Here is an 18,021-nt window from a genome sequence, read left to right as displayed (position 1 = left end):
CATGTCGCGGAGCGAGCCATCCTTCCAACGGCTCTCAGCGAGACACCGAAATGACCGAGACCATCAGTTCGATTTCCCACCGCAACGCGATCAGCCGGCGCACGGCCTTTGCAGCCCTTTTCGCCTCCGTCGTCACCGTCATCAGCTTCACCGTCCCGCACCAGGCCTTCGCCGAGGACAAGTCCGCGATCAAGGTCGGCATCATCTCCGGCGAGGACGAGGATGTCTGGCGCGTGGTCAAGGCCGAGGCGGCCAAGCAGGGGCTGAGCGTCGAGACGGTCGTTTTCAACGACTATACCCAGCCGAACGAGGCGCTGGAGCGCGGCGAGATCGACGCCAATGCCTTCCAGCACCAGCCCTATCTCGACAACCAGATCAAGACGCAGGGCTACCACATCACTCCGGTGGGCTACACCGGGCTGTGGCCGATCGGGCTCTACTCCAAGAAGCACGCCAAGATCGAGGACCTGCCGGAAGCGGCGGTCATCGGCGTGCCCAACGATCCGTCCAACGAGGGCAGGGCGCTGCGGGTGCTGGCCGATGCCGGCCTGATCAAGCTCAAGGACGGCACCGGCATCCTGGCGACCGTCACTGATGTCGTCGACAATCCGAAGAAGTTCGAGATCAAGGAACTCGACGCCGGCATCGTCGGCCGTTCGGTCGAGGACCTCGAGGCCGCTGTCGTCAACACCGACTGGGCGCTGAAGAGTGGACTGAGCGCCGACAACCGCATTGCCCAGGAACCCGTGGCCGACAATCCCTACCGCAACTTCATCGCGGTCAAGACCGGCAACGAGAACGAGGCTTGGGTCAAAAAGCTGGTCGCCGCCTACCAGAACGAGACGGTCAAGGCCGAGTTCGACCGCGTCTACAAAGGCACCGGCGTCGCCGCCTACTGAGCGCGAGGGGCCATCGACAACAGGCGGCTCGCTCATGGCGGGCCGCCTTCCGCTTTGCGGGGAGATTTCATGAACCAGCATTTCAGTTCCGCCGGCGCGACGTTGCCACCTGGCGATGTTGCGCCCGCCGGCGATGTCTTGCGCATTGTCGACCTCAAGCGTCGGTTCGGCCGGACGCCGGCGGTCGACGGCGTGTCGCTGACGGTGCGCAAGGGCGAGATCCTCGGCATCATCGGCCGCAGCGGCGCTGGCAAGTCGACACTGATCCGCTGCCTCAACGGGCTGGAGCGTCCCGACGCCGGCCAGATCTTCGTCGAGGGGCGCGAGATCACCGGGTTGAGCGAGCGCGATCTGCAGCCGCTGCGCCGTCGCATCGGCATGATTTTCCAGCACTTCAACCTGCTCTCGGCGAAAACCGTCGAGGACAATGTCGCCCTGCCGCTGAAAATCGAGGGCAGGTCGAAGGCCGAGCGGCTCGCCCGTGCCGCCGAATTGCTCGACCTCGTCGGCCTCGCCGACAAGACCAAGGCCTTTCCGGCGTCGCTGTCCGGCGGGCAGAAGCAGCGCGTCGGCATCGCGCGCGCGCTTGCCGCGCGTCCGGCGCTGCTGCTCTCCGACGAGGCGACGTCGGCGCTCGATCCCGAGACGACGCGCTCGATCCTTTCGCTGCTCAAGGACATCAACCAGAAGCTCGGTCTGACGATCCTGCTGATCACTCACGAAATGGACGTGATCCGCACCATTGCCGACCGCATCGCCGTCCTCGATGCCGGCCGCATCATCGAGGAGGGGGCGGTGTGGTCCGTCTTTGCCGACGCGCAGTCGGAGGTGACGCGCAGCCTGCTCGGCGGCATCCGGCCGCAACTGCCCGCAGCGATCGCCGGACGCTTGGCGCGTTCAGGGCGCGAGGCGATCCTGCGCATCGACATTGCAGGAGAGGCGGCGCGGCGTCCGCTGCTGCAGGAACTCGCCGCGGCCGTTCCCGGCCGCTACCGCCTTGTCCATGGCGGCATCGACTACATCCAGGGCGAGCCGGTCGGAACGCTTTTCCTCGGTGCCGCGACACCGGCCGGCCGTCTCGCCGAAGTCGTCGATTTTCTTAATGCCCGGGGCGCCCGGGTCGAGGTGCTTGGCCATGTCACCGATGATGTTTGAACTTCTCCTGCGCTCACTTTGGGAAACGGTGCTAATGACGGCGGCATCGGGCCTGATCTCGCTGGTCTTCGGCCTGCCGCTCGGCCTGGCGCTTGTCGCCACCGATCGCGGTGGCATAGCCGAGCAACTGTGGCTGAACCGTATCCTCGGCGGCATCGTCAACGGCTTCCGCTCGGTGCCCTTCATCATCCTGCTCGTCGCGCTGATTCCGCTGACGCGGCTTATCGTCGGCACCTCGATCGGCACCTGGGCGGCGATCGTGCCGCTGGCGATTGCCGCCACGCCTTACTATGCGCGCATCGCCGAAGTGTCGTTGCGTGAGGTCGACCGTGGCCTGATCGAGGCCGTGCGCGCCATGGGCGGCGGCCGCTGGGCGATCATCCGCGAGGTGCTGGTGCCGGAAGCGCTGCCGGGCATCGTCGCCGGCTTCACCGTCACTTTGGTGACGTTGGTCGGCGCCTCGGCCATGGCGGGCGCGATCGGTGCCGGCGGTCTCGGCGACCTCGCCATCCGCTACGGCTACCAGCGTTTCGAGACGGCGGTGATGGTTGCAGTGGTGATCGTGCTCATCGTGCTCGTCTGCGGCATCCAATGGGTCGGCGACAGGCTGGTGACGCGGCTCGACCGGCGCGGCTGAAGCCCGGTCAGGCCGGCACGCGGATCATGGCGCGCAGGCCGCCAAGCGGGCTGTCGCTCAACTTGATATCGCCGCCATGGCTGCGGGCGATGTCGCGGGCGACCGCCAGCCCGAGCCCGGTGCCGGTCGAATCGAGGTTGCGCGCCTCATCGAGGCGATAGAACGGCTTGAACACCTCTTCGCGCTTCTCTTCCGGGATGCCGGGGCCGTTGTCGTCGACCATGACCACCAGCATGCCGCGGTCATGGACGGCCTTGACCTCGACTTCCTTGGCATAACGGAAAGCGTTGCCGACGACGTTCTGCAGCAGGCGGGCGAAGGCGTTGGGGCGGACATGCACTTCGGGCTCGCCGACCAGCGTGACCTTGAGCTTGCGCTTGCGCAGCTTGGCTTCCTCGCCAAGCTTGTCGAGATAACTGGTGAGATCGAAGCGCCCCGGATCCTCGGCCGCCTCGCCGCGGGCGAAGGCGAGATAGGCCTCGAGCATCGACTGCATGTCGTCGATGTCCTGGCTCAGAGCCTCGCGATCGATCTTGTTGCCCGACAGCGCAAGCTGCAGCTTGAAGCGGGTCAGGATAGTGCGAAGGTCGTGGCTGACACCGGTCAGCATCGCTGTACGCTGGTCGATCTGGCGCTCGATGCGCTCGCGCATCTGGATGAAGGCAAAGCCGGCGCGGCGCACTTCCTCGGCACCGCGCGGACGGAAATTCGCAGGCATCGGCCGCCCCTTGCCGAAGCTCTCCGCCGCCTCGGTCAGTTGCAGGATCGGGCGGATCTGGTTGCGCAGGAAGGGGATGGCGATGGTCAGCAGCACCAGCGAGGTGCCGACCATCCACAACAGGAAGATGTGGGTGTTCGAGGCGTAGGCCTGGCTGCGGCGAACGAAGATGCGCAGCACCTTGTCGTCGAGCTGGACGCGCACTTCGACGACGTTCGAGTTGCCGACCGTATCGAGCCAGAACGGCTTGTTGATCTGCCTGCGGATTTCAGTTGAGAGCGCCTGGTCGAGAATGGAGAAGAACGGTTTGGGGCCGGGCGGGGGTAGCGGTTCGGGCGGCAGCAGGTCGATCTTCAGCAGCATGCGCTCCTGGGCGATGCGGATGATCTGGGCGTAGTTCTCCGGCTGCGGGAAGGTGTCGAGCAGGTCGATGATGCCGGCAATGTCGCGGGTCACCGCTTGCGACAGGCGCACCGTCACCGTCTGCCAGTGGCGCTCCATGAAGACGAAGGCGACGACCGACTGCAAGAGGATCATCGGGGTGATGACGATGAGCAGGGAGCGGGCGTAGAGCCGCTTCGGCATGTAGAGCGCAACCCGCCGCCAGAAGCGGTTCCAGCTTCTCGGCACGGCCGTCAGCGCACGCCATGCACGTGTGCCGATACCGCCTCCGCCGGGCCCTTCCATGTCGGTGGTTGCCATCCGCCCTTCCGTTCGCCGCCAGCCGGACTTCGCCCCGCTCGGCCTGCGTTGATCCTAGTGCACGCTCGACAGTTCTGAAACTGTCTTTGAAGTTCAACAGCTTACGTTGTCAAACGTTGCGTTGTCCCGTGCTGAAAACATAGGGATTTTTCTTGAGTTTCCAAATGTCAGGCCGTTCGTCGTCGTCGAAAGACGATTGACGGGAACTGCGCCGACACTATGTCGGGTCACTTGCGTGGAGATGATCAAGGCGCGCCCCGGCCCGCGTCCAAGCGGGCGCGGCACCGCGGGTTGCAGCCGGTGCAGGCGGCTTGGCCGAGGGCTTCGCAAGCCGAGCCGCGCAAGGCAAATCCGGGCCAGGCGTCGCCATTGCAGCGACGCCTGGAGGATGAACGAGGACGACGAAGCGGTCGCTTAGATGCCGAGCAACGTCTTGGCTTCGTTGAGCGCAGCCTCCGATCCGGCGTGATCTCCGGCGGCATGCAGTTGCTCGCCCTTGGTGCGCAACTCCTTGACCTTTGTCATGTCTGCCTCCGCGAGGGTCGAAGCGGGCAGCGCCGCGTCGATCGCAGCCATGATGCTTGGGCAGGAATTGGCGAAAGCGGTTGCTGGAAAGACTGACAGGGCAAATGCAAGCGTAATTGCGCGTAACATGGCTGTTTCTCCCATGCCGGGCCGCGGAATGCGGCAGTTCTACCGCCGGCGCGCGCGATACTACAATGGAGGGGCCGGATTCAACAACCGGCCGATGCTCGGAAGGTTCGCTGCGCAGGCTGGAGACCGTTATTCCACGCTCAGCCGATAGCCGATGCCGCGCACCGTCTGCAGCCAGACGGGGTTGGCCGGGTCGCGCTCGATCTTGCGCCGCAGGCGATTGATCTGGACGTCGATGGTGCGCTCGCCGACTTCGGAATCGCCGGTCACCAACTCGTGGCGGGGGATGGTCTCGCCGGCGCGCGCGGCAAAGATGGCAAGGATTTCCTGTTCGCGGTCGGTCAGCTTGAGGGCTTCGCCGCCACGCTTGAGTTCGCGGCGCGCGATCTGGAAGGTGTAGGGGCCGAACACCAGCTGCTCGACCTTCGGCGTCGTTGCCGGCCCGCCTCGGCGCAGGATGTTGTTGATCCTGAGGATCAGCTCGCGCGGGTCGAATGGCTTGGGCAGGTAGTCGTCGGCGCCGGCCTCCAGGCCGGTGATGCGGCTGTCTGTCTCGGAAAGTGCGGTCAGCATCAGGATCGGCACGTCCTTCTGGTCGCGCAGCGATCTGGTCAGTTCGACGCCGGTCTCGCCCGGCATCATCACGTCGAGGATGAGAAGGTCGAAGTCGAGGCCCGCCAGCTTGCGGCGTGCCTCGTCGGCATTGCCGGCGACCGTCACGCGAAAGCCGTTCTCGGTCAGGTATTGCTTGAGCAGGTTGCGGATGCGCGTGTCGTCGTCGACCACGAGCAGGTGCGGAGCATCGTCGCCCAGCGTGGCCGGATTGGCCGTCTTGTCGTTATTCTCCATGGTCTTTCCCCGGCGTGTTTCCGGGCAGATGGTCAATCTGCGCCCTTAATTCGGGATTGACCATCGCCTTGAGGAATCGTTCGATCCAGGCGCGTTCGGTCTCTCCCGCGCCCTCCAGTGCCGCATCGATGCGGCGTGACTGTGGCCGCGCCAGCGCCAGTGTCAGCGTCCGGCCTTTCGGCGTGGGATAAAGCTCGCGCTGACGGCGGTCGCGCGGACCCTGGACCTGGACGATATAGCCCGCATCGATCAGCTGCTTGAGCACGCGCGCAAGGCTCTGCTTGGTGATCTTCAGCACGTCGAGCAACTCGGCGACTGTCAGCCCCGGCATGCGGTTGACGAAGTGCAGCACGCGGTGGTGCGCACGACCGAAACCGTACTCGGCAAGTATCTGATCCGGGTCCGAAGTGAAATCTCGATAGGCGAAGTAAAGCAACTCGATGATCGAGAAGTCGATGCCGTCGTCGGCCGTCACTGCGGTTCGGATCGGTTGGGCGGCTGCGCCGCTGCGTTGTGCCATAGAGTTCCTGCTCGTCAATTTATGTCAGCACTGTTGACATAAATTAGGTGCGATGGTAATTTTTGCCAAGCTTTTCGGCGGATTGCGAATGAAAAGGCAAGGTACGGTGGTTTTTTCCGAAACATCGTGAGTTTGCTTTGGTATTCTAGCCCGCCTACGCTTTATCCAGCAGGCCCCTTACGGGCCATTAAGAACGATACGAAACGATAGGCAGGCTCCCGCCTGCGGGAAGGTTTACCATGGCATCCGTTCCTTTCGACCAACTCGATGGATTCATCTGGATGAACGGCGAGTTCGTCCAATGGGCCGACGCCAAGATTCACGTACTAACCCATGGCCTGCACTATGCAAGCGCGGTGTTCGAAGGCGAACGCGCCTATGGCGGCGAGATCTTCAAGCTGACGGAGCACACCGAGCGCCTGCATGAATCGGCCCGGCTCCTTGGCTTCACCATTCCCTATTCGGTGGACGTGATCGACGATGCCTGCCGCGAGCTGCTGAAGAAGCAGGGCTTCAAGGACGCCTATGTGCGCCCGATCGCCTGGCGCGGCAGCGAGGAAATGGGCGTCGCCGCCCACAAGAACCGCATCAACGTCGCCGTCGCCATCTGGCAGTGGCCGAGTTATTTCGACCCGGCGCAGAAGCTGAAGGGCATCCGCCTCGACATCGCCGAATGGCGCCGTCCCGACCCGCGCACAGCACCTTCGAAGTCGAAGGCGGCCGGCCTCTACATGATCTGCACGCTGTCCAAGCATGCGGCCGAGGCCAAGGGTTATGCCGATGCGATGATGCTCGACTGGCGCGGCCAGGTCGCCGAGGCAACTGGCGCCAACATCTTCTTCGTCAAGGACGGCAAGGTCCACACGCCGACGCCGGATTGCTTCCTCGACGGCATCACCCGCCGCACGGTGATCGGGCTTGCCAAGGATCGCGGCATCGAGGTGATCGAACGCGCCATCATGCCGGAAGAACTGGCAGGCTTCGAGCAGTGCTTCCTGTCCGGCACGGCAGCCGAAGTGACGCCGGTTTCGGAGATCGGCCAGTGCCGATTCGAGGTCGGCGAAATCGCCAGGACGCTGATGAACGACTATTCGGCAGCGGTTCAGCCCAAGCATGCCATTGCTGCGGAATAACCAGCAAATTCAATAGCTAAGGATTGCATGGGGGCGGTTTTCGGACCGCCCCTTTTGCTTGCCTCGTGGCGCATTTGACATTCGCCGATTTCAGCGTCTCATGTTGACGTCGGCAGACTGAGGGCCGGCATGCAATTTGGAGGGAATTGTTATGGAATCGCTTCTTCCGATCATCATACAGATTGTAACCGGCGTAATCGGTGGACAGGCCGTCGGCGCGGCGATCAAGACAGCTGCGATGGGGCAGGTGACGAAGCTGATCGCAGGCGGCGTCGGTGGTATTGCAGGCGGCCAGATCCTCGGCAGTCTCCTTGGCGGCGCTGCTGATCCGGCAACCGCCGGCGCGCTCAGCGGCATCCTTGGCGACGTGGTCGGCGGCGCAGGCGGCGGCGCCATCCTGACGGCGATCGTTGGCGCCGTCATGGGCGCGATGAAGAAGTAAAAGCGTTTCAGACGGAATTCGGATTGGGCGGCTGCGGCCGCCCATTTCATTTTTGACAGAGGCTGCCAGGCTGATCGCTGTGGACGAATGTCGCGACTGACCCAACAGCGCCGCGCATCCAATTGGACGCGCAAAGGACGCTGTAAATATTGAATTGGTGCATGATCCTTTCCGAAAATCCATTCCGATTTTCGGGGTCATGCACTATGTCGGGGCAAAGATCAGAAAGGACAGCCATGGGACAGCTCAATGCCGGGATCGTGCCGGTCACGCCCTTCCAGCAGAATTGCACGATCCTCTTCGACACCGAAGACAAGACCGGCGTCGTCGTCGATCCGGGCGGGGATGTCGACACCATCCTTTCGGTGCTCAAGGATAACGGCATCAACATCACGGCCATCTGGCTGACGCACGGCCATATCGACCATGCCGGCGGGGCGATGGAGCTCAAGGAAGCGCTCGGCGTCGACATCATCGGGCCGCACGAAGCCGACAAGCCGCTGCTCGACAACCTCGCCACGCAGGCGCAGAAATTCGGCATGGGCGGCTCGGTGCGCAATTGCGTGCCCGACCGGTTCCTGACCGAAGGCGAGACGGTCTCGTTCGGCAGCCATGTCTTCGAAGTGCTGCATTGCCCCGGCCACGCGCCCGGCCACGTCGTCTACTACAATCGCGAGGCAAAGTTCGCCCATGTTGGCGACGTGCTGTTCCAGGGCTCGGTCGGCCGCACGGACCTCTATGGCGGCGACCATGCGACGCTGATCCGCTCGATCAAGGAGAAGCTTTTGCCGCTCGGCGACGAGATCGGCTTCATCTGCGGTCACGGCCCCGGCAGCCGTTTCGGTGACGAGCGCCGGAGCAATCCCTACCTCGTCTGAGACCGCGGGTGTCCCGACCGGCGCGAAATGAAAAACGGCGCCAACCCCAAGGCTGGCGCCGTTTGTTATTGTCGTCGCGTCGGGCTGCTTTCGAACGGCCGGGCAGGGAAGGCCGTTCGACGAAGCCCGTGAACGTTAGTTGGCGGTGCAGAAATGCTCCAGCCCGTCATAGCCGGTGAAGGTGCCGCTGCGCGGCTTGAAGCTGCGGTAGCGGTCCGAGCAGTAGCTGTACCATTCCGGGCTCCACGGCTCGATTGCGTAGCTGTTGCGGTAGACCACGCGGCGCTGCACCGGGGCAGGGCGGTAATAGTCCTCGCGATAGACGCGGCGCGGCTGCGGCTCATAGTCGTAATAGTCGTCGTAGACCGGCTGCGAACGGTTGCCATTGCCGGCGATGACCGCACCGGCGATCAGGCCAAGCGCGCCGGCAGCGACGATCGCGCCGGTGTTGTCGTGGCGGTTGTGGCGGCGCCAGCGCTCACCGGCCTCTGCCACCGGCAGGGTGGCGAGCGTGGTGGCGGCAACGGCTGCCGAAAGGACGAGGGTCTTGATGGTGCGGTTCATGTCGGGTCTCCTTCGCCGTCCGGCCCGTATCGAGGCAGGAAATGAGCGTCGACAACTTGTCTAGGGGACCGAGGCTGAACGCAGCCTGAACAGACTTTCGGCGAACATTCGAGCCGATCGAAGCCGACAGACGCTATGCGGCGCGGCGTCAGGCACTGCTGCGCAAATGTGGCCGGTGCTCAAGCCCGGCCTGGATCGCGGGCTCTCAGCCTACGGTCAGATTGACTGCCTTCGGGCCCTTGCCGCGCTTGTCCGGCTCGGTGTCGAAAGAAACCTTCTGCCCATCCTCAAGACCGGGAAGGCCTGACGCCTGCACAGCCGAGATGTGGACGAAGACATCCTTCGCCCCGTCGTCCGGCGTGATGAAGCCGAAGCCTTTGGCATGATTGAAGAACTTGACGGTGCCGGTCTGCGGCATGGGAAACTCCTCTGATCCCATCAATTCCAGTTCTTCGGGCCGGCAAATGCCCGAAGTGGAAATTTGTCGTTCATTTTTGGGCCATCGGCAAGCAAAAGTTTTGCTCTCCGGCGCCGCCCGAAAGCGGCGCCTGGCCCGCAAAAGCACGGCTTTCAGCGGTGCGTGGTCGACGTTTTCCGGCTCAGTATTCGCAGTAGCGGATCGGCCCGATCTGGATGCAGGAAGGTGGCCGTGGGCGGTGCGGATCGAACCTGCTGTAGACCCGTACGCGGCAATTGGGGCCGATATGGCGGTGGGGCACGTTGCCGTAGCGCGGCAGAAAGTGCCGGCGAACATCGCGGTGGCAGTCGCGCACCTGGATCGGCGGTCGGACTCGGACCGGCCGGCAGTCGGGCCGCCGGTGGACATGCCATTCGGTACGGCCGAATTGCGGAACGAAGTGGCGCTGGGGATCGCCGTGGCAGCCACGGACCTGGACCAGCAGACCGGGGCCGGCTTGCGGCATGTCACTTGTCGGCATGGCCGCAGCGGGGCCGCCGTAGCCCAAGCCTGCAACAAGCAGCGCCGCGCTCAGAGCATTCAGGAATTTCATCGTCGGCCTCCTCCAGGGCGGGGCGGTTTCAGCTCCCTGCGCAGGAATATGCCATGATTGTCACGGCCTCGCCAGACCGTGGCGAGCCGCGCAGGCGCTGCTATCTCCTTGATTGGCCGAGTGATATTCGGAATTGTATGGACGAAAAGGAAAGGGCGCGACGGTTGCCCATCGCGCCCTTCAATCACAACTGCAACCTTGCTTGGCTTAAGCCGCGCGGAGGTTGACCGCCTTGGGACCCTTGCCCATGCGGTCAGGCTCGACGTCGAAGGTGACCTTCTGGCCATCGACGAGCGTGCGCAGGCCGGAAGCCTCGATAGCGGAGATGTGGACGAAAACGTCCTTGGCGCCGCCATCCGGCGTAATGAAGCCGAAGCCTTTGGTTGCGTTGAAGAATTTTACGGTACCGGTCTGGGCCATTGGGAGAACTCCTTCACCCGTTCAGTGGTCTGGACCTGCCAGCCGCCTGGCGTCGGCGGCAAGTCGGTGGTTTTGCTTGGCGGTCATGCATTCGCGCACGATAAAAACCCCCCGCCGAGTCACGGGGTCGTCAGAGATTCACAGTATCGGGGAAAGGGTCGTGCAAAACGTTCCAGTCTCCGGGTCAGCAAACGCCCGAACTGGATGTGATATTGCATGGAAACGCGTAGGTTGCAAGATGTCGCGGCCAATGGCGATGGCACTTCGCAGCGTCGCATCAATATACGACATTCTGAAAACAGCCATTGGCCAGATTGCCGCGTCTGATGGGGCAGTTCGCCCTTGACGGATTGCTTTCGTTGACAGAATCGCGAGGATCGGGGCAGGGGCTGAGACAGTTCCCGCTGAAGCGGGAACAAGAGGGAGCTAATTCCATGGTGTTTTCGGCAAAGACCTTTGTGCAAAGAGCAACGGTCGCCTTGTTGCTGTCGCTGATGCTCGCATCCTGCGTGGTGGTGGAGGAGGGGCCTGGGCCCGGCCCGCGGCCGCCGCGTCCGGACCCCGGACCCCAGTTCTGCACGCGCGAATATGATCCGGTCTGCGCGCGGCGGGGAAATGATCGCCAGACCTTCGCAAACTCCTGCATGGCGGAGGCCGCCGGCTACCGCATCATCCGCGGCGGCGAGTGCCGTGGCGGTGGCGGCGACGGCGGCTGGAACGGCGGTGGTGGCGGCTGGAATGGCGGCGGGGGCGGCAACCAGCAATTCTGCACCAGGGAATACCGGCCGGTCTGCGGCCAGCGCGGCGGTTCCTTGCGTACGTTCCCCAATGCCTGCGAGGCTGATTCCGCCGGCTTCCGCGTCGTCGACAACGGCCCCTGCTAGAACAGCGGTCAGCCTCCCGGCTGTCGGCGCCGGGAGGCTGGTCCCATTAGGATCAGTTCGGCGAAAAGTCGTTTGCGCGCCTGACTTCGCGCACGCGGCAATCGTCGCCGACATGGCGATGGCGCAAGACGATGCCATCGACGCGGTGCGTACGCACATCGCGGTGGCAGTCCGCTGATCGGCGCGCGGGTTGCTGCCGGCCGCCGACCAGCACCGGCCGGCAACTGTCCTGCTCGTGGTAGTGCGACGCGCGCCGGCCGATCTCGGGGATATACGAGTCACGCACGTCTTCGTGGCAGCCGCCGACTTTGACGACGAGGCCAACGATCGCCGGCTGGAACGGCGTCGAAAGCGGCGCGGCAGAGGCAGGCAAGATCGCTGCTGCCAACAAAGTGGCGAGCGAAACGGCCAGGAATTTCATCCGGCTTCTCCTTGGGTGGCACAACCAGCCAGCAGATTGCGCTGCGCGCAGCCAACTTCAATGGCTTGCGGTGGCCGTGAAGCCATTTCGCCTTGGCAGGGTTACCGCTTTCTTGCTGCGGCTATTTCCGTTGGCCGGTCGCGCAACTTGCGCCGCGAAACGCAGGAGCGCTTCGAGGAGATCCTGCGCCAGGCGACTGCTGGCCCCTTCCATGTTCTCGACGACGGCGCAATGACAGGTGGCGGGTGGGGGCAAGTGTCCTGCGATCGTGCAATTCCGGGGTCTTGCGCGTTGGAAAAGTTTATCGAAAGTAAACTCAAGTAAATAAAGAATACGTAATTTCTAGTATAGCATTCATGATAGAATCTTGCTATCTGCGTATGCATATCCATTGAATAGGGATTGCATATAATGTTTTTCGTGAAGGCTGGTGCGGCGCTAGCCGTTTCATTGTTGTTTAGCTCTGCGGCATATGCGGCGGATACAGTTGCACATGAGGCCGCTGATCTTTCGGTAAACTGGACTGGCGGATATGTCGGCGTTCATGCCGGTTATGGCTGGGGTACCGTCCTCGACGTCAACAACCCGAATGCCACGGAGCAGGACATCGACGGCGGATTCGGCGGTATCCAGGCCGGCTACAATCACCAGTTCTCGAACAATGTCGTTCTCGGCGTCGAAGCTGACGTTTCGCTGGGCAATGTGAGCGGCGCCTTCGACGGCCGGACGATCAGCGTGTACAACGGCTACTACACCGAGGATGAAATAACCGCCCTCGGTACGCTCCGCGCGCGCCTCGGCTATTCCGCCGGCCGCTTCCTGCCTTTTGTCACGGGCGGCCTGGCCTGGGCCAATGTCGATCACATGCTTGGCTGTGACCGGGCTCGCGTTGTTGGGGCTCCCCTTCCGCCCACCGGTTGCGCTACTAAGTTTGAAACATCCAAGTCGGATATCGCAGTCGGCTGGACGGTTGGGGCTGGTGCCGAATATGCACTTACGGACAAGTGGTCGCTGAAGGGCGAGTACCTGTATACCGATCTCGGCAAGAACAGGGTCATGCTCGTCGATGCGAACTTCCCGGGAAATCCGGTCAACAACCGCAATTTCGACATGCAGTTCAGTGCTGTTAAACTCGGCTTGAACTACCGGTTCTAATCGTTACATCAGAACGAACCCAAGCCCCGCCGTTACTGGCGGGGTTTTTGCTTGTCTGGACATGCGCAAGACCAAGCAATCGGCGCCGTGCCGGCAGGTTCGGGCGAAGGCCCGTTTCATGCCACAACTGTCCGACCGGATCGGAACGGCGGATATGCACAAAAGCCTCCGCGACATGTATCGTATGGGACCAGCCGAATAGAGTTCTGCCGCATAGCGTTTGACGGCGTCCGGGCGGACGCCACAACTGGGAGGAACAGGTCATGGCTTCAGTATCGATACATCCAGCACTCGATGGCGGCGTCAAGCCGGGCAGCGCCAGCTTCAGCGGCGGCACGCTGGTCTGCGCCTGCGCCGACCGCCCGGTGAAGGTGGCGATCAAGGGGCAGGTCGCCCACAACCACGCCTGCGGCTGCACCAAGTGCTGGAAGCCCGACGGCGCCAGGTTTTCGGTGGTGGCCGTCACGGCCCATGAAAACGTCACCGTGCTGGAAAACGGCGACAAGCTCGCCGTGGTCGACCCGAGCGCACTGATCCTGCGCCACGCCTGCAAGGGCTGCGGCGTGCACATGTACGGCCCGGTCGAGCGCGACCACGCCTTCAAGGGCCTCGACTTTATCCATCCCGAGCGTTTCCAGGAAGCAGGCTGGGCCGAACCGAGCTTTGCTGCCTTCGTCTCGTCGATCATCGAGGCCGGGGTCGATCCCTCCGAAATGGATGGCGTGCGTGCCCGGCTGAAGGAACTCGGCCTCGAGCCCTATGATTGCCTGTCGCCGGCGCTGATGGACTACATCGCTACCTGGGTGGCGAAGAAGTCGGGTGTGCTGAAGGGCTGACCCAGCCGCAGCCAAGGGGGAAGGGCCGGCCTTAGCTCGTAAAGCCTATGCCAGGCCGCCCTTCCGTCTACATGATCGCCAGACGATCCGTGCTATCGTGCGGACGGGAGAAACGGCGGCAACGCCTGATGCGCCCGCACGCCTCCGCAATCGAGGGAGGTCGAAATGGCATATTACGTTTTCCTGGTGAACTTTACTGACCAAGGGGCTCGCAGCGTACGGGACACGACGAAGCGGGCCGACGCATTCAGGGCGATGGCGGAAAAGGGTGGAGCCAAGGTGCACACGCTGTTGTGGACGCTCGGCAAATACGACGTGATCAGCATTGCCGAGGCGCCCGATGACTTGACCGCGACAGCGCTTAGCCTGTCGATATCGGAACTCGGCAATGTCAGAGCCCAGACACTCAAGGCGTTCGACGCTGGAGAGATGCGCCAGATCATAGCCAAGATGGCTTGATTTCGTTCCCCATGCGGGACGGGAGCCTCGGTGCTTGCCGGGCTTCTGTCCCAATCGACGCCAGAGGCGGGCTTGCGCTGGACGCGAAGTCGGCCATTGTGCGCAGCAGTCAAGCGCGCGGCGTGGGAACGGACTTTGAATCGTCAAAACTCAACACACGAGATGCATCCGGATCCGGCGGAATTCATCCGGGCCAACATGCGCATCGCCACAGTGCCCTCGGTGCCCGAGATCCGTCTCTACAGTGCCCATCCGGCAAGCGGGCTGTGGCGGCTTGCTGCCGATGCGGACGCAGCAGGCGAGGATCCGGCGCCGCCCTACTGGGCTTACCAGTGGGCCGGCGGGCTGGTGCTTGCCCGTCACATCCTAGACCGGCCGGACACGGTGCGGGGGCGGCGCGTGCTCGACCTGGGCGCCGGCTCGGGACTGGTCGGCATCGCCGCGGCGAAAGCGGGGGCACGGTCGGTGCTGGCGGCCGAGACCGACCGCAACGGCGTCGCTGCGATCCGCCTCAATGCCGAGTTCAACGATGTGCATGTCAGCACAGCGGCCGCCGACCTGACCGGTGGCGCGGCGCCGGATGTCGACCTGATCCTGGTCGGCGATCTTTTTTACGCCGCCGATCTTGCAAGCCGCGTCACCGCCTTCCTCGACCGATGCGTGGTCCAAGGCATCGACGTGCTTGTCGGCGACCCCGGCCGCGCGCACCTGCCGCATACGCGGCTGAGGCTGGTCGCCGAACATGCGGTGGCCGATGTCGGTACAGGCAGTGCGGTGGCGTTGAAGCCGAGCGCTGTGTTTTCGTTCGGGTAAAGGCCCTTCGCCCTTCATTCCGGAAGACGAGCGCAGTGGATGACGAACGACGCGATGTGAGCGCTATCTTGACATCATCCCTGTTGTGAGAATATTTCTCATATATGGAAAGTTCACTCCTCGATGAAACCGGCATCGACCGGCGTATCGCCCAGCGGCTGCGGTCGTTGCGGGCCGAGCGCGGCTGGTCGCTGGACGAACTGGCCAAGCGCAGCGGCGTCAGCCGGGCAACGCTGTCGCGGCTGGAAAACGCCGAGGTCAGCCCGACCGTCAGCGTGCTCGGCAAGCTCTGTGCTGCCTATGGGCTGACGATGTCGCGGCTGATGCACATGGTCGAAGGCGAGTTCGCGCCGGTCGTGCGCCGCGACGTGCAGGCCACCTGGTCGGACCCCGAAATCGGTTTTCGTCGACGTTCGATCTCGCCGCCGGCGCAGACGCTGGCCGGGGAGGCGTTGGAGTGTGAGCTCGATCCGGACGTGAGGATAAGCTACGACGCGCCGCCACGGCCGGGCCTCGAGCACCATCTGCTTCTTGTCACCGGGCGGCTGGCCGTGACGGTTGACGGCAGGACGCACGAACTCGGTGCCGGCGACTGCCTGCGCTACCAGCTGTTCGGGCCGAGCGCCTTTGCCACGCCTGAAGAGATGGGCGCGAAGTATCTCCTGTTTATCGTGTGAGGCATCATGACCGTCGTCATCACGACCTTTTCCGCCGACGACATCGAAAGCCACCTCGGCGCGTTGGGGGCACTCCTGCACGCCTGCGTACATGACGGCGCAAGCATCGGCTTCGTGTTGCCCTATTCGCATGCCGAGGCCGAGGCGTTCTGGACAGGCAAGGTGCTGCCCGGGGTGCGCGAGGGGACGCGGTTCATGCTGGTGGCAAGCAAGGACGACAGGATCGCCGGCACCGTCCAGCTCGGCTGCGATACCATGCCCAACCAGCCGCACCGTGCCGACGTCAACAAGCTGATGGTGCATCCCGGCTTCCGTCGCCAGGGCATCGCGCAACTGCTGATGAAAGAACTCGAGGTGCGGGCGCGGGAATTGGGACGCAGCCTGATGACGCTGGACACGCGTACCGGCGACAATGCCGAACCGCTCTATACAGCGCTGGGCTACCGGACTGTCGGCGTCATCCCAGGCTTCGCCCGCGATCCGATGGGCGGGGATCGTCTCGATCCGACGACGATCATGTACAAGACGCTCTAGAGCAGCATCCAGACGCCGGCGCCGATCAGGACGGCGCCTGCCGCGCGCGACAGCAGGCGGCCAGGAACGATGATTTTTTCCAGCAGGATGAAAGCGGCGATTGCTGCGACCCAGAGCAGGTTCATGATGCCGACGACGAACAGGATCGCCATCAGTGCCCAACAGCATCCGATGCAGTAGGTGCCGTGCTCGACCCCGAGATTGATCGCACTGCGGGGATCGGAGCGGAAGCCGCCATGGCGCATGATGAACTGCATCGGGCTCTGGCAGGTCGACAGGCAGACGTCCTTGAGCGGTGTGCACTGGTAGATGCCGGCCGCGATGAGCACGACGCCGCCAATCCTTGTGCCGAGGCCCGTCATAGGCGTCAGCAGCAGGACGCTTTCCAGCATCCATTGAGCAGATGTGGCAATCATGGAAAAGGCAACCCAGGCCAGCAGGTAGCCGGCGGCGAACCAAGCGGTCGCGGCGAAGGGCTTGCCCTGTGAGCCGGCCTGGCGCCCCACGCCGGCATAGACAAGCAGCATGGGCGCCACGGAGGGCAACATCATGCCGATCATCATGATTGCCCACATGGCGAACATGAAGGCGAAGTCGCCGACGCTCCAGCCCCGCAGGGCAGGGGCGAGCGTGCCGCCCATGTCCATTCCAGGCATGTCCATCCCGGGCATGTCAGTGCCTGAAGGCGCTGCTCCCATGTTCGCAGCGAGCCAGGCCACATAGGCCCATGCCAGCGCGACAATGGCCACGATGGCGGCCAGGACGACCGCCCGATCTCGCTTCAACAGGAGTTCGAGGCGAGTGGCGCTCATTGAGTCGGGCGGACAACCCCGCTTTCAGTCATGTGCATCCGGGCGAAATGCGCATGCAGAATCCTTGAGATCGAGCTCGATCGCGCCTGACGTCTTGACCCAGCCGCGACCGACTTCGGCGACGGTGTATTCGAAGCCGTTGGGAAGGTTGATGCGTGCCCGATGGGCCTCTGATGTCACCGGGTTCAGGATCGGCTCGCCGCGGGCCTCCATGACGCCGGGAATGTTCACACGCGCGGTGCGCCCGTCGATGTCGACCTGGATGTCGATCTTGGCAAAGACCGGGTCGTGGACCTTCTCGAAGGTCGTCGAAAAGACCTGGAAGAATGTCGCGCCGGGTTCGGTGTCCTCACCCGTCATGATCCTGAGCAGCGCTTCCCGTTGCTCCGGCGTCGCCCGTTCGTCGACGATCGCAACAACCTGGCCGTGGCCGTGATGGATCGCGCCTGGCCAGGCCACGATCATGGCGATGCGCAACCCGTCGAGCTTGGTGGTGCCATGATGACCCTGCTCGATATCGATCGCGCCGATGGCGCGGCAGTGGCCTTGGGTGGGGAGCGCATTGAACTGGCAGGGGCAGCCATAGGCGCAGTTGCAATGCAGGAATTCACGTCCCTTGATGGTCCATTTGACGGCCGACATCTTCACCTCCTTGCGTTTGCAAGTCTCGGCAAGTCGTTTGCGGGTTCGTCCCAGGTAGCTGGAATAGCCACGCCGGAACGTTCGGCACCGTCCCCAGAAGCCACGTAGTGTAGCAGAAATCGGCGGTCTCCATAACCGGCCTAAGGAGCGATTGCCGCCTCGCCAATTTCCCGGTGTGACGCCCAAGGACTGCATCGCCATACAACG

General features: G+C 63.5%; 23 protein-coding genes and 1 pseudogene. 13 read left to right on the top strand and 11 right to left on the bottom strand.

Translation table 11 applies throughout. The annotated features are described in order from the left end of the window. Nucleotides 1-50: 50 nt before the first annotated feature. The 3 genes from WHT83_RS21635 (at nt 51) to WHT83_RS21625 (ending at nt 2,691) form a co-directional block, all read left to right on the top strand. Nucleotides 51-899 carry a MetQ/NlpA family ABC transporter substrate-binding protein gene (locus tag WHT83_RS21635; RefSeq protein WP_406872356.1) on the top strand — a complete coding sequence of 283 codons (849 nt, stop codon included), beginning with the start codon at nt 51-53 and terminating at the stop codon, nt 897-899. A gap of 69 nt (nt 900-968) precedes the next feature. Beyond that, a complete protein-coding gene (locus WHT83_RS21630; RefSeq protein ID WP_406872355.1) occupies nt 969-2,054 on the top strand; it encodes a methionine ABC transporter ATP-binding protein in 1,086 nt (361 codons plus the stop codon). Further along, entirely contained in the window at nt 2,035-2,691 is a 657-nt protein-coding gene (locus WHT83_RS21625; RefSeq protein WP_108609796.1) for a methionine ABC transporter permease, read from the top strand. Before WHT83_RS21630 ends, WHT83_RS21625 begins: the two co-directional genes overlap by 20 nt. A gap of 7 nt (nt 2,692-2,698) precedes the next feature. On the opposite strand, the gene WHT83_RS21620 is transcribed toward WHT83_RS21625, so the two are convergent. From WHT83_RS21620 to WHT83_RS21605, 4 genes are all read right to left on the bottom strand, one after another. Further along, entirely contained in the window at nt 2,699-4,111 is a 1,413-nt protein-coding gene (locus WHT83_RS21620) for an ATP-binding protein (RefSeq protein ID WP_108607326.1), read from the bottom strand. 414 nt (nt 4,112-4,525) lie between these two features. Continuing rightward, nucleotides 4,526-4,765 (bottom strand): hypothetical protein, encoded by a 240-nt coding sequence (locus tag WHT83_RS21615; protein ID WP_108607327.1) that lies wholly within the window; start codon nt 4,763-4,765, stop codon nt 4,526-4,528. A gap of 129 nt (nt 4,766-4,894) precedes the next feature. Then, a complete protein-coding gene (locus tag WHT83_RS21610) occupies nt 4,895-5,614 on the bottom strand; it encodes a response regulator (RefSeq protein ID WP_108607328.1) in 720 nt (239 codons plus the stop codon). Continuing rightward, a complete protein-coding gene (locus WHT83_RS21605; protein ID WP_055970444.1) occupies nt 5,604-6,134 on the bottom strand; it encodes a MarR family winged helix-turn-helix transcriptional regulator in 531 nt (176 codons plus the stop codon). The genes WHT83_RS21610 and WHT83_RS21605 overlap by 11 nt, the downstream gene beginning before the upstream one ends. Before the next feature lie 239 nt (nt 6,135-6,373). On the opposite strand from WHT83_RS21605, the gene WHT83_RS21600 reads away from it, so the two are divergent. The 3 genes from WHT83_RS21600 to WHT83_RS21590 all read left to right on the top strand — a co-directional run bounded on the left by WHT83_RS21600 (nt 6,374) and on the right by WHT83_RS21590 (nt 8,587). Then, nucleotides 6,374-7,267 carry a branched-chain amino acid aminotransferase gene (locus WHT83_RS21600; RefSeq protein ID WP_406872354.1) on the top strand — a complete coding sequence of 298 codons (894 nt, stop codon included), beginning with the start codon at nt 6,374-6,376 and terminating at the stop codon, nt 7,265-7,267. Nucleotides 7,268-7,418: 151 nt separating this feature from the next. Next, on the top strand, nt 7,419-7,709 hold the full coding sequence (locus tag WHT83_RS21595) for a hypothetical protein (protein WP_108607330.1): 291 nt from the start codon (nt 7,419-7,421) through the stop codon (nt 7,707-7,709). A gap of 236 nt (nt 7,710-7,945) precedes the next feature. Beyond that, entirely contained in the window at nt 7,946-8,587 is a 642-nt protein-coding gene (locus tag WHT83_RS21590) for an MBL fold metallo-hydrolase (RefSeq protein ID WP_318764004.1), read from the top strand. Nucleotides 8,588-8,722: 135 nt separating this feature from the next. On the opposite strand, the gene WHT83_RS21585 is transcribed toward WHT83_RS21590, so the two are convergent. The 4 genes from WHT83_RS21585 to WHT83_RS21570 all read right to left on the bottom strand — a co-directional run bounded on the left by WHT83_RS21585 (nt 8,723) and on the right by WHT83_RS21570 (nt 10,581). Beyond that, entirely contained in the window at nt 8,723-9,151 is a 429-nt protein-coding gene (locus WHT83_RS21585) for a BA14K family protein (RefSeq protein WP_108607332.1), read from the bottom strand. Nucleotides 9,152-9,356: 205 nt separating this feature from the next. Next, complete coding sequence (locus WHT83_RS21580) at nt 9,357-9,569, bottom strand: cold-shock protein (protein ID WP_018428999.1); 213 nt, start codon at nt 9,567-9,569, stop codon at nt 9,357-9,359. A 181-nt stretch (nt 9,570-9,750) separates the two neighbouring features. Then, the gene (locus WHT83_RS21575) at nt 9,751-10,161 is read right to left on the bottom strand and encodes a hypothetical protein (protein ID WP_108607333.1); all 411 of its coding nucleotides are present in this window, start codon (nt 10,159-10,161) and stop codon (nt 9,751-9,753) included. Nucleotides 10,162-10,368: 207 nt separating this feature from the next. Then, a complete protein-coding gene (locus WHT83_RS21570) occupies nt 10,369-10,581 on the bottom strand; it encodes a cold-shock protein (protein WP_006202520.1) in 213 nt (70 codons plus the stop codon). Nucleotides 10,582-11,015: 434 nt separating this feature from the next. Between WHT83_RS21570 and WHT83_RS21565 the strand changes: the two genes are divergently transcribed. Then, a complete protein-coding gene (locus WHT83_RS21565) occupies nt 11,016-11,465 on the top strand; it encodes a Kazal-type serine protease inhibitor family protein (protein ID WP_406872353.1) in 450 nt (149 codons plus the stop codon). A gap of 52 nt (nt 11,466-11,517) precedes the next feature. On the opposite strand, the gene WHT83_RS21560 is transcribed toward WHT83_RS21565, so the two are convergent. Further along, nucleotides 11,518-11,886, bottom strand: coding sequence for a hypothetical protein (locus WHT83_RS21560; protein WP_406872352.1), 369 nt, complete (start codon nt 11,884-11,886; stop codon nt 11,518-11,520). A 411-nt stretch (nt 11,887-12,297) separates the two neighbouring features. On the opposite strand from WHT83_RS21560, the gene WHT83_RS21555 reads away from it, so the two are divergent. The 6 genes from WHT83_RS21555 to WHT83_RS21530 all read left to right on the top strand — a co-directional run bounded on the left by WHT83_RS21555 (nt 12,298) and on the right by WHT83_RS21530 (nt 16,360). Then, nucleotides 12,298-13,041 (top strand): outer membrane protein, encoded by a 744-nt coding sequence (locus WHT83_RS21555; RefSeq protein WP_406872351.1) that lies wholly within the window; start codon nt 12,298-12,300, stop codon nt 13,039-13,041. A gap of 263 nt (nt 13,042-13,304) precedes the next feature. Then, nucleotides 13,305-13,877 carry an S-(hydroxymethyl)glutathione synthase gene (gfa, locus tag WHT83_RS21550; protein WP_406872350.1) on the top strand — a complete coding sequence of 191 codons (573 nt, stop codon included), beginning with the start codon at nt 13,305-13,307 and terminating at the stop codon, nt 13,875-13,877. 165 nt (nt 13,878-14,042) lie between these two features. Then, a complete protein-coding gene (locus WHT83_RS21545; protein ID WP_108607337.1) occupies nt 14,043-14,336 on the top strand; it encodes a GYD domain-containing protein in 294 nt (97 codons plus the stop codon). A gap of 162 nt (nt 14,337-14,498) precedes the next feature. Further along, entirely contained in the window at nt 14,499-15,149 is a 651-nt protein-coding gene (locus WHT83_RS21540) for a class I SAM-dependent methyltransferase (RefSeq protein ID WP_406874031.1), read from the top strand. A 104-nt stretch (nt 15,150-15,253) separates the two neighbouring features. Beyond that, nucleotides 15,254-15,826 (top strand): helix-turn-helix domain-containing protein, encoded by a 573-nt coding sequence (locus tag WHT83_RS21535; RefSeq protein WP_406872349.1) that lies wholly within the window; start codon nt 15,254-15,256, stop codon nt 15,824-15,826. A 6-nt stretch (nt 15,827-15,832) separates the two neighbouring features. Beyond that, nucleotides 15,833-16,360, top strand: coding sequence for a GNAT family N-acetyltransferase (locus WHT83_RS21530; protein ID WP_108607340.1), 528 nt, complete (start codon nt 15,833-15,835; stop codon nt 16,358-16,360). Here WHT83_RS21530 and WHT83_RS21525 read toward each other — a convergent pair. Together WHT83_RS21525 and WHT83_RS21520 are read right to left on the bottom strand one after the other, a co-directional pair. Then, on the bottom strand, nt 16,357-17,172 hold the full coding sequence (locus WHT83_RS21525) for a DUF2182 domain-containing protein (RefSeq protein ID WP_406872348.1): 816 nt from the start codon (nt 17,170-17,172) through the stop codon (nt 16,357-16,359). The two genes, WHT83_RS21530 and WHT83_RS21525, sit on opposite strands and share 4 nt — an antisense overlap. After that, nucleotides 17,169-17,814, bottom strand: a pseudogene (locus tag WHT83_RS21520) (DUF1326 domain-containing protein). Before WHT83_RS21520 ends, WHT83_RS21525 begins: the two are co-directional and overlap by 4 nt. Between the last annotated feature and the right edge of the window lie 207 nt (nt 17,815-18,021).

Origin of the sequence: Aminobacter sp. P9b (assembly GCF_045345995.1) — a bacterium.
In the GTDB taxonomy this organism is placed as follows: Bacteria; Pseudomonadota; Alphaproteobacteria; order Rhizobiales; family Rhizobiaceae; genus Aminobacter; species Aminobacter niigataensis.
The sequence above is the reverse complement of the archived record's forward strand: the minus strand, read 5'-3'. Positions and strand labels throughout refer to the sequence as shown.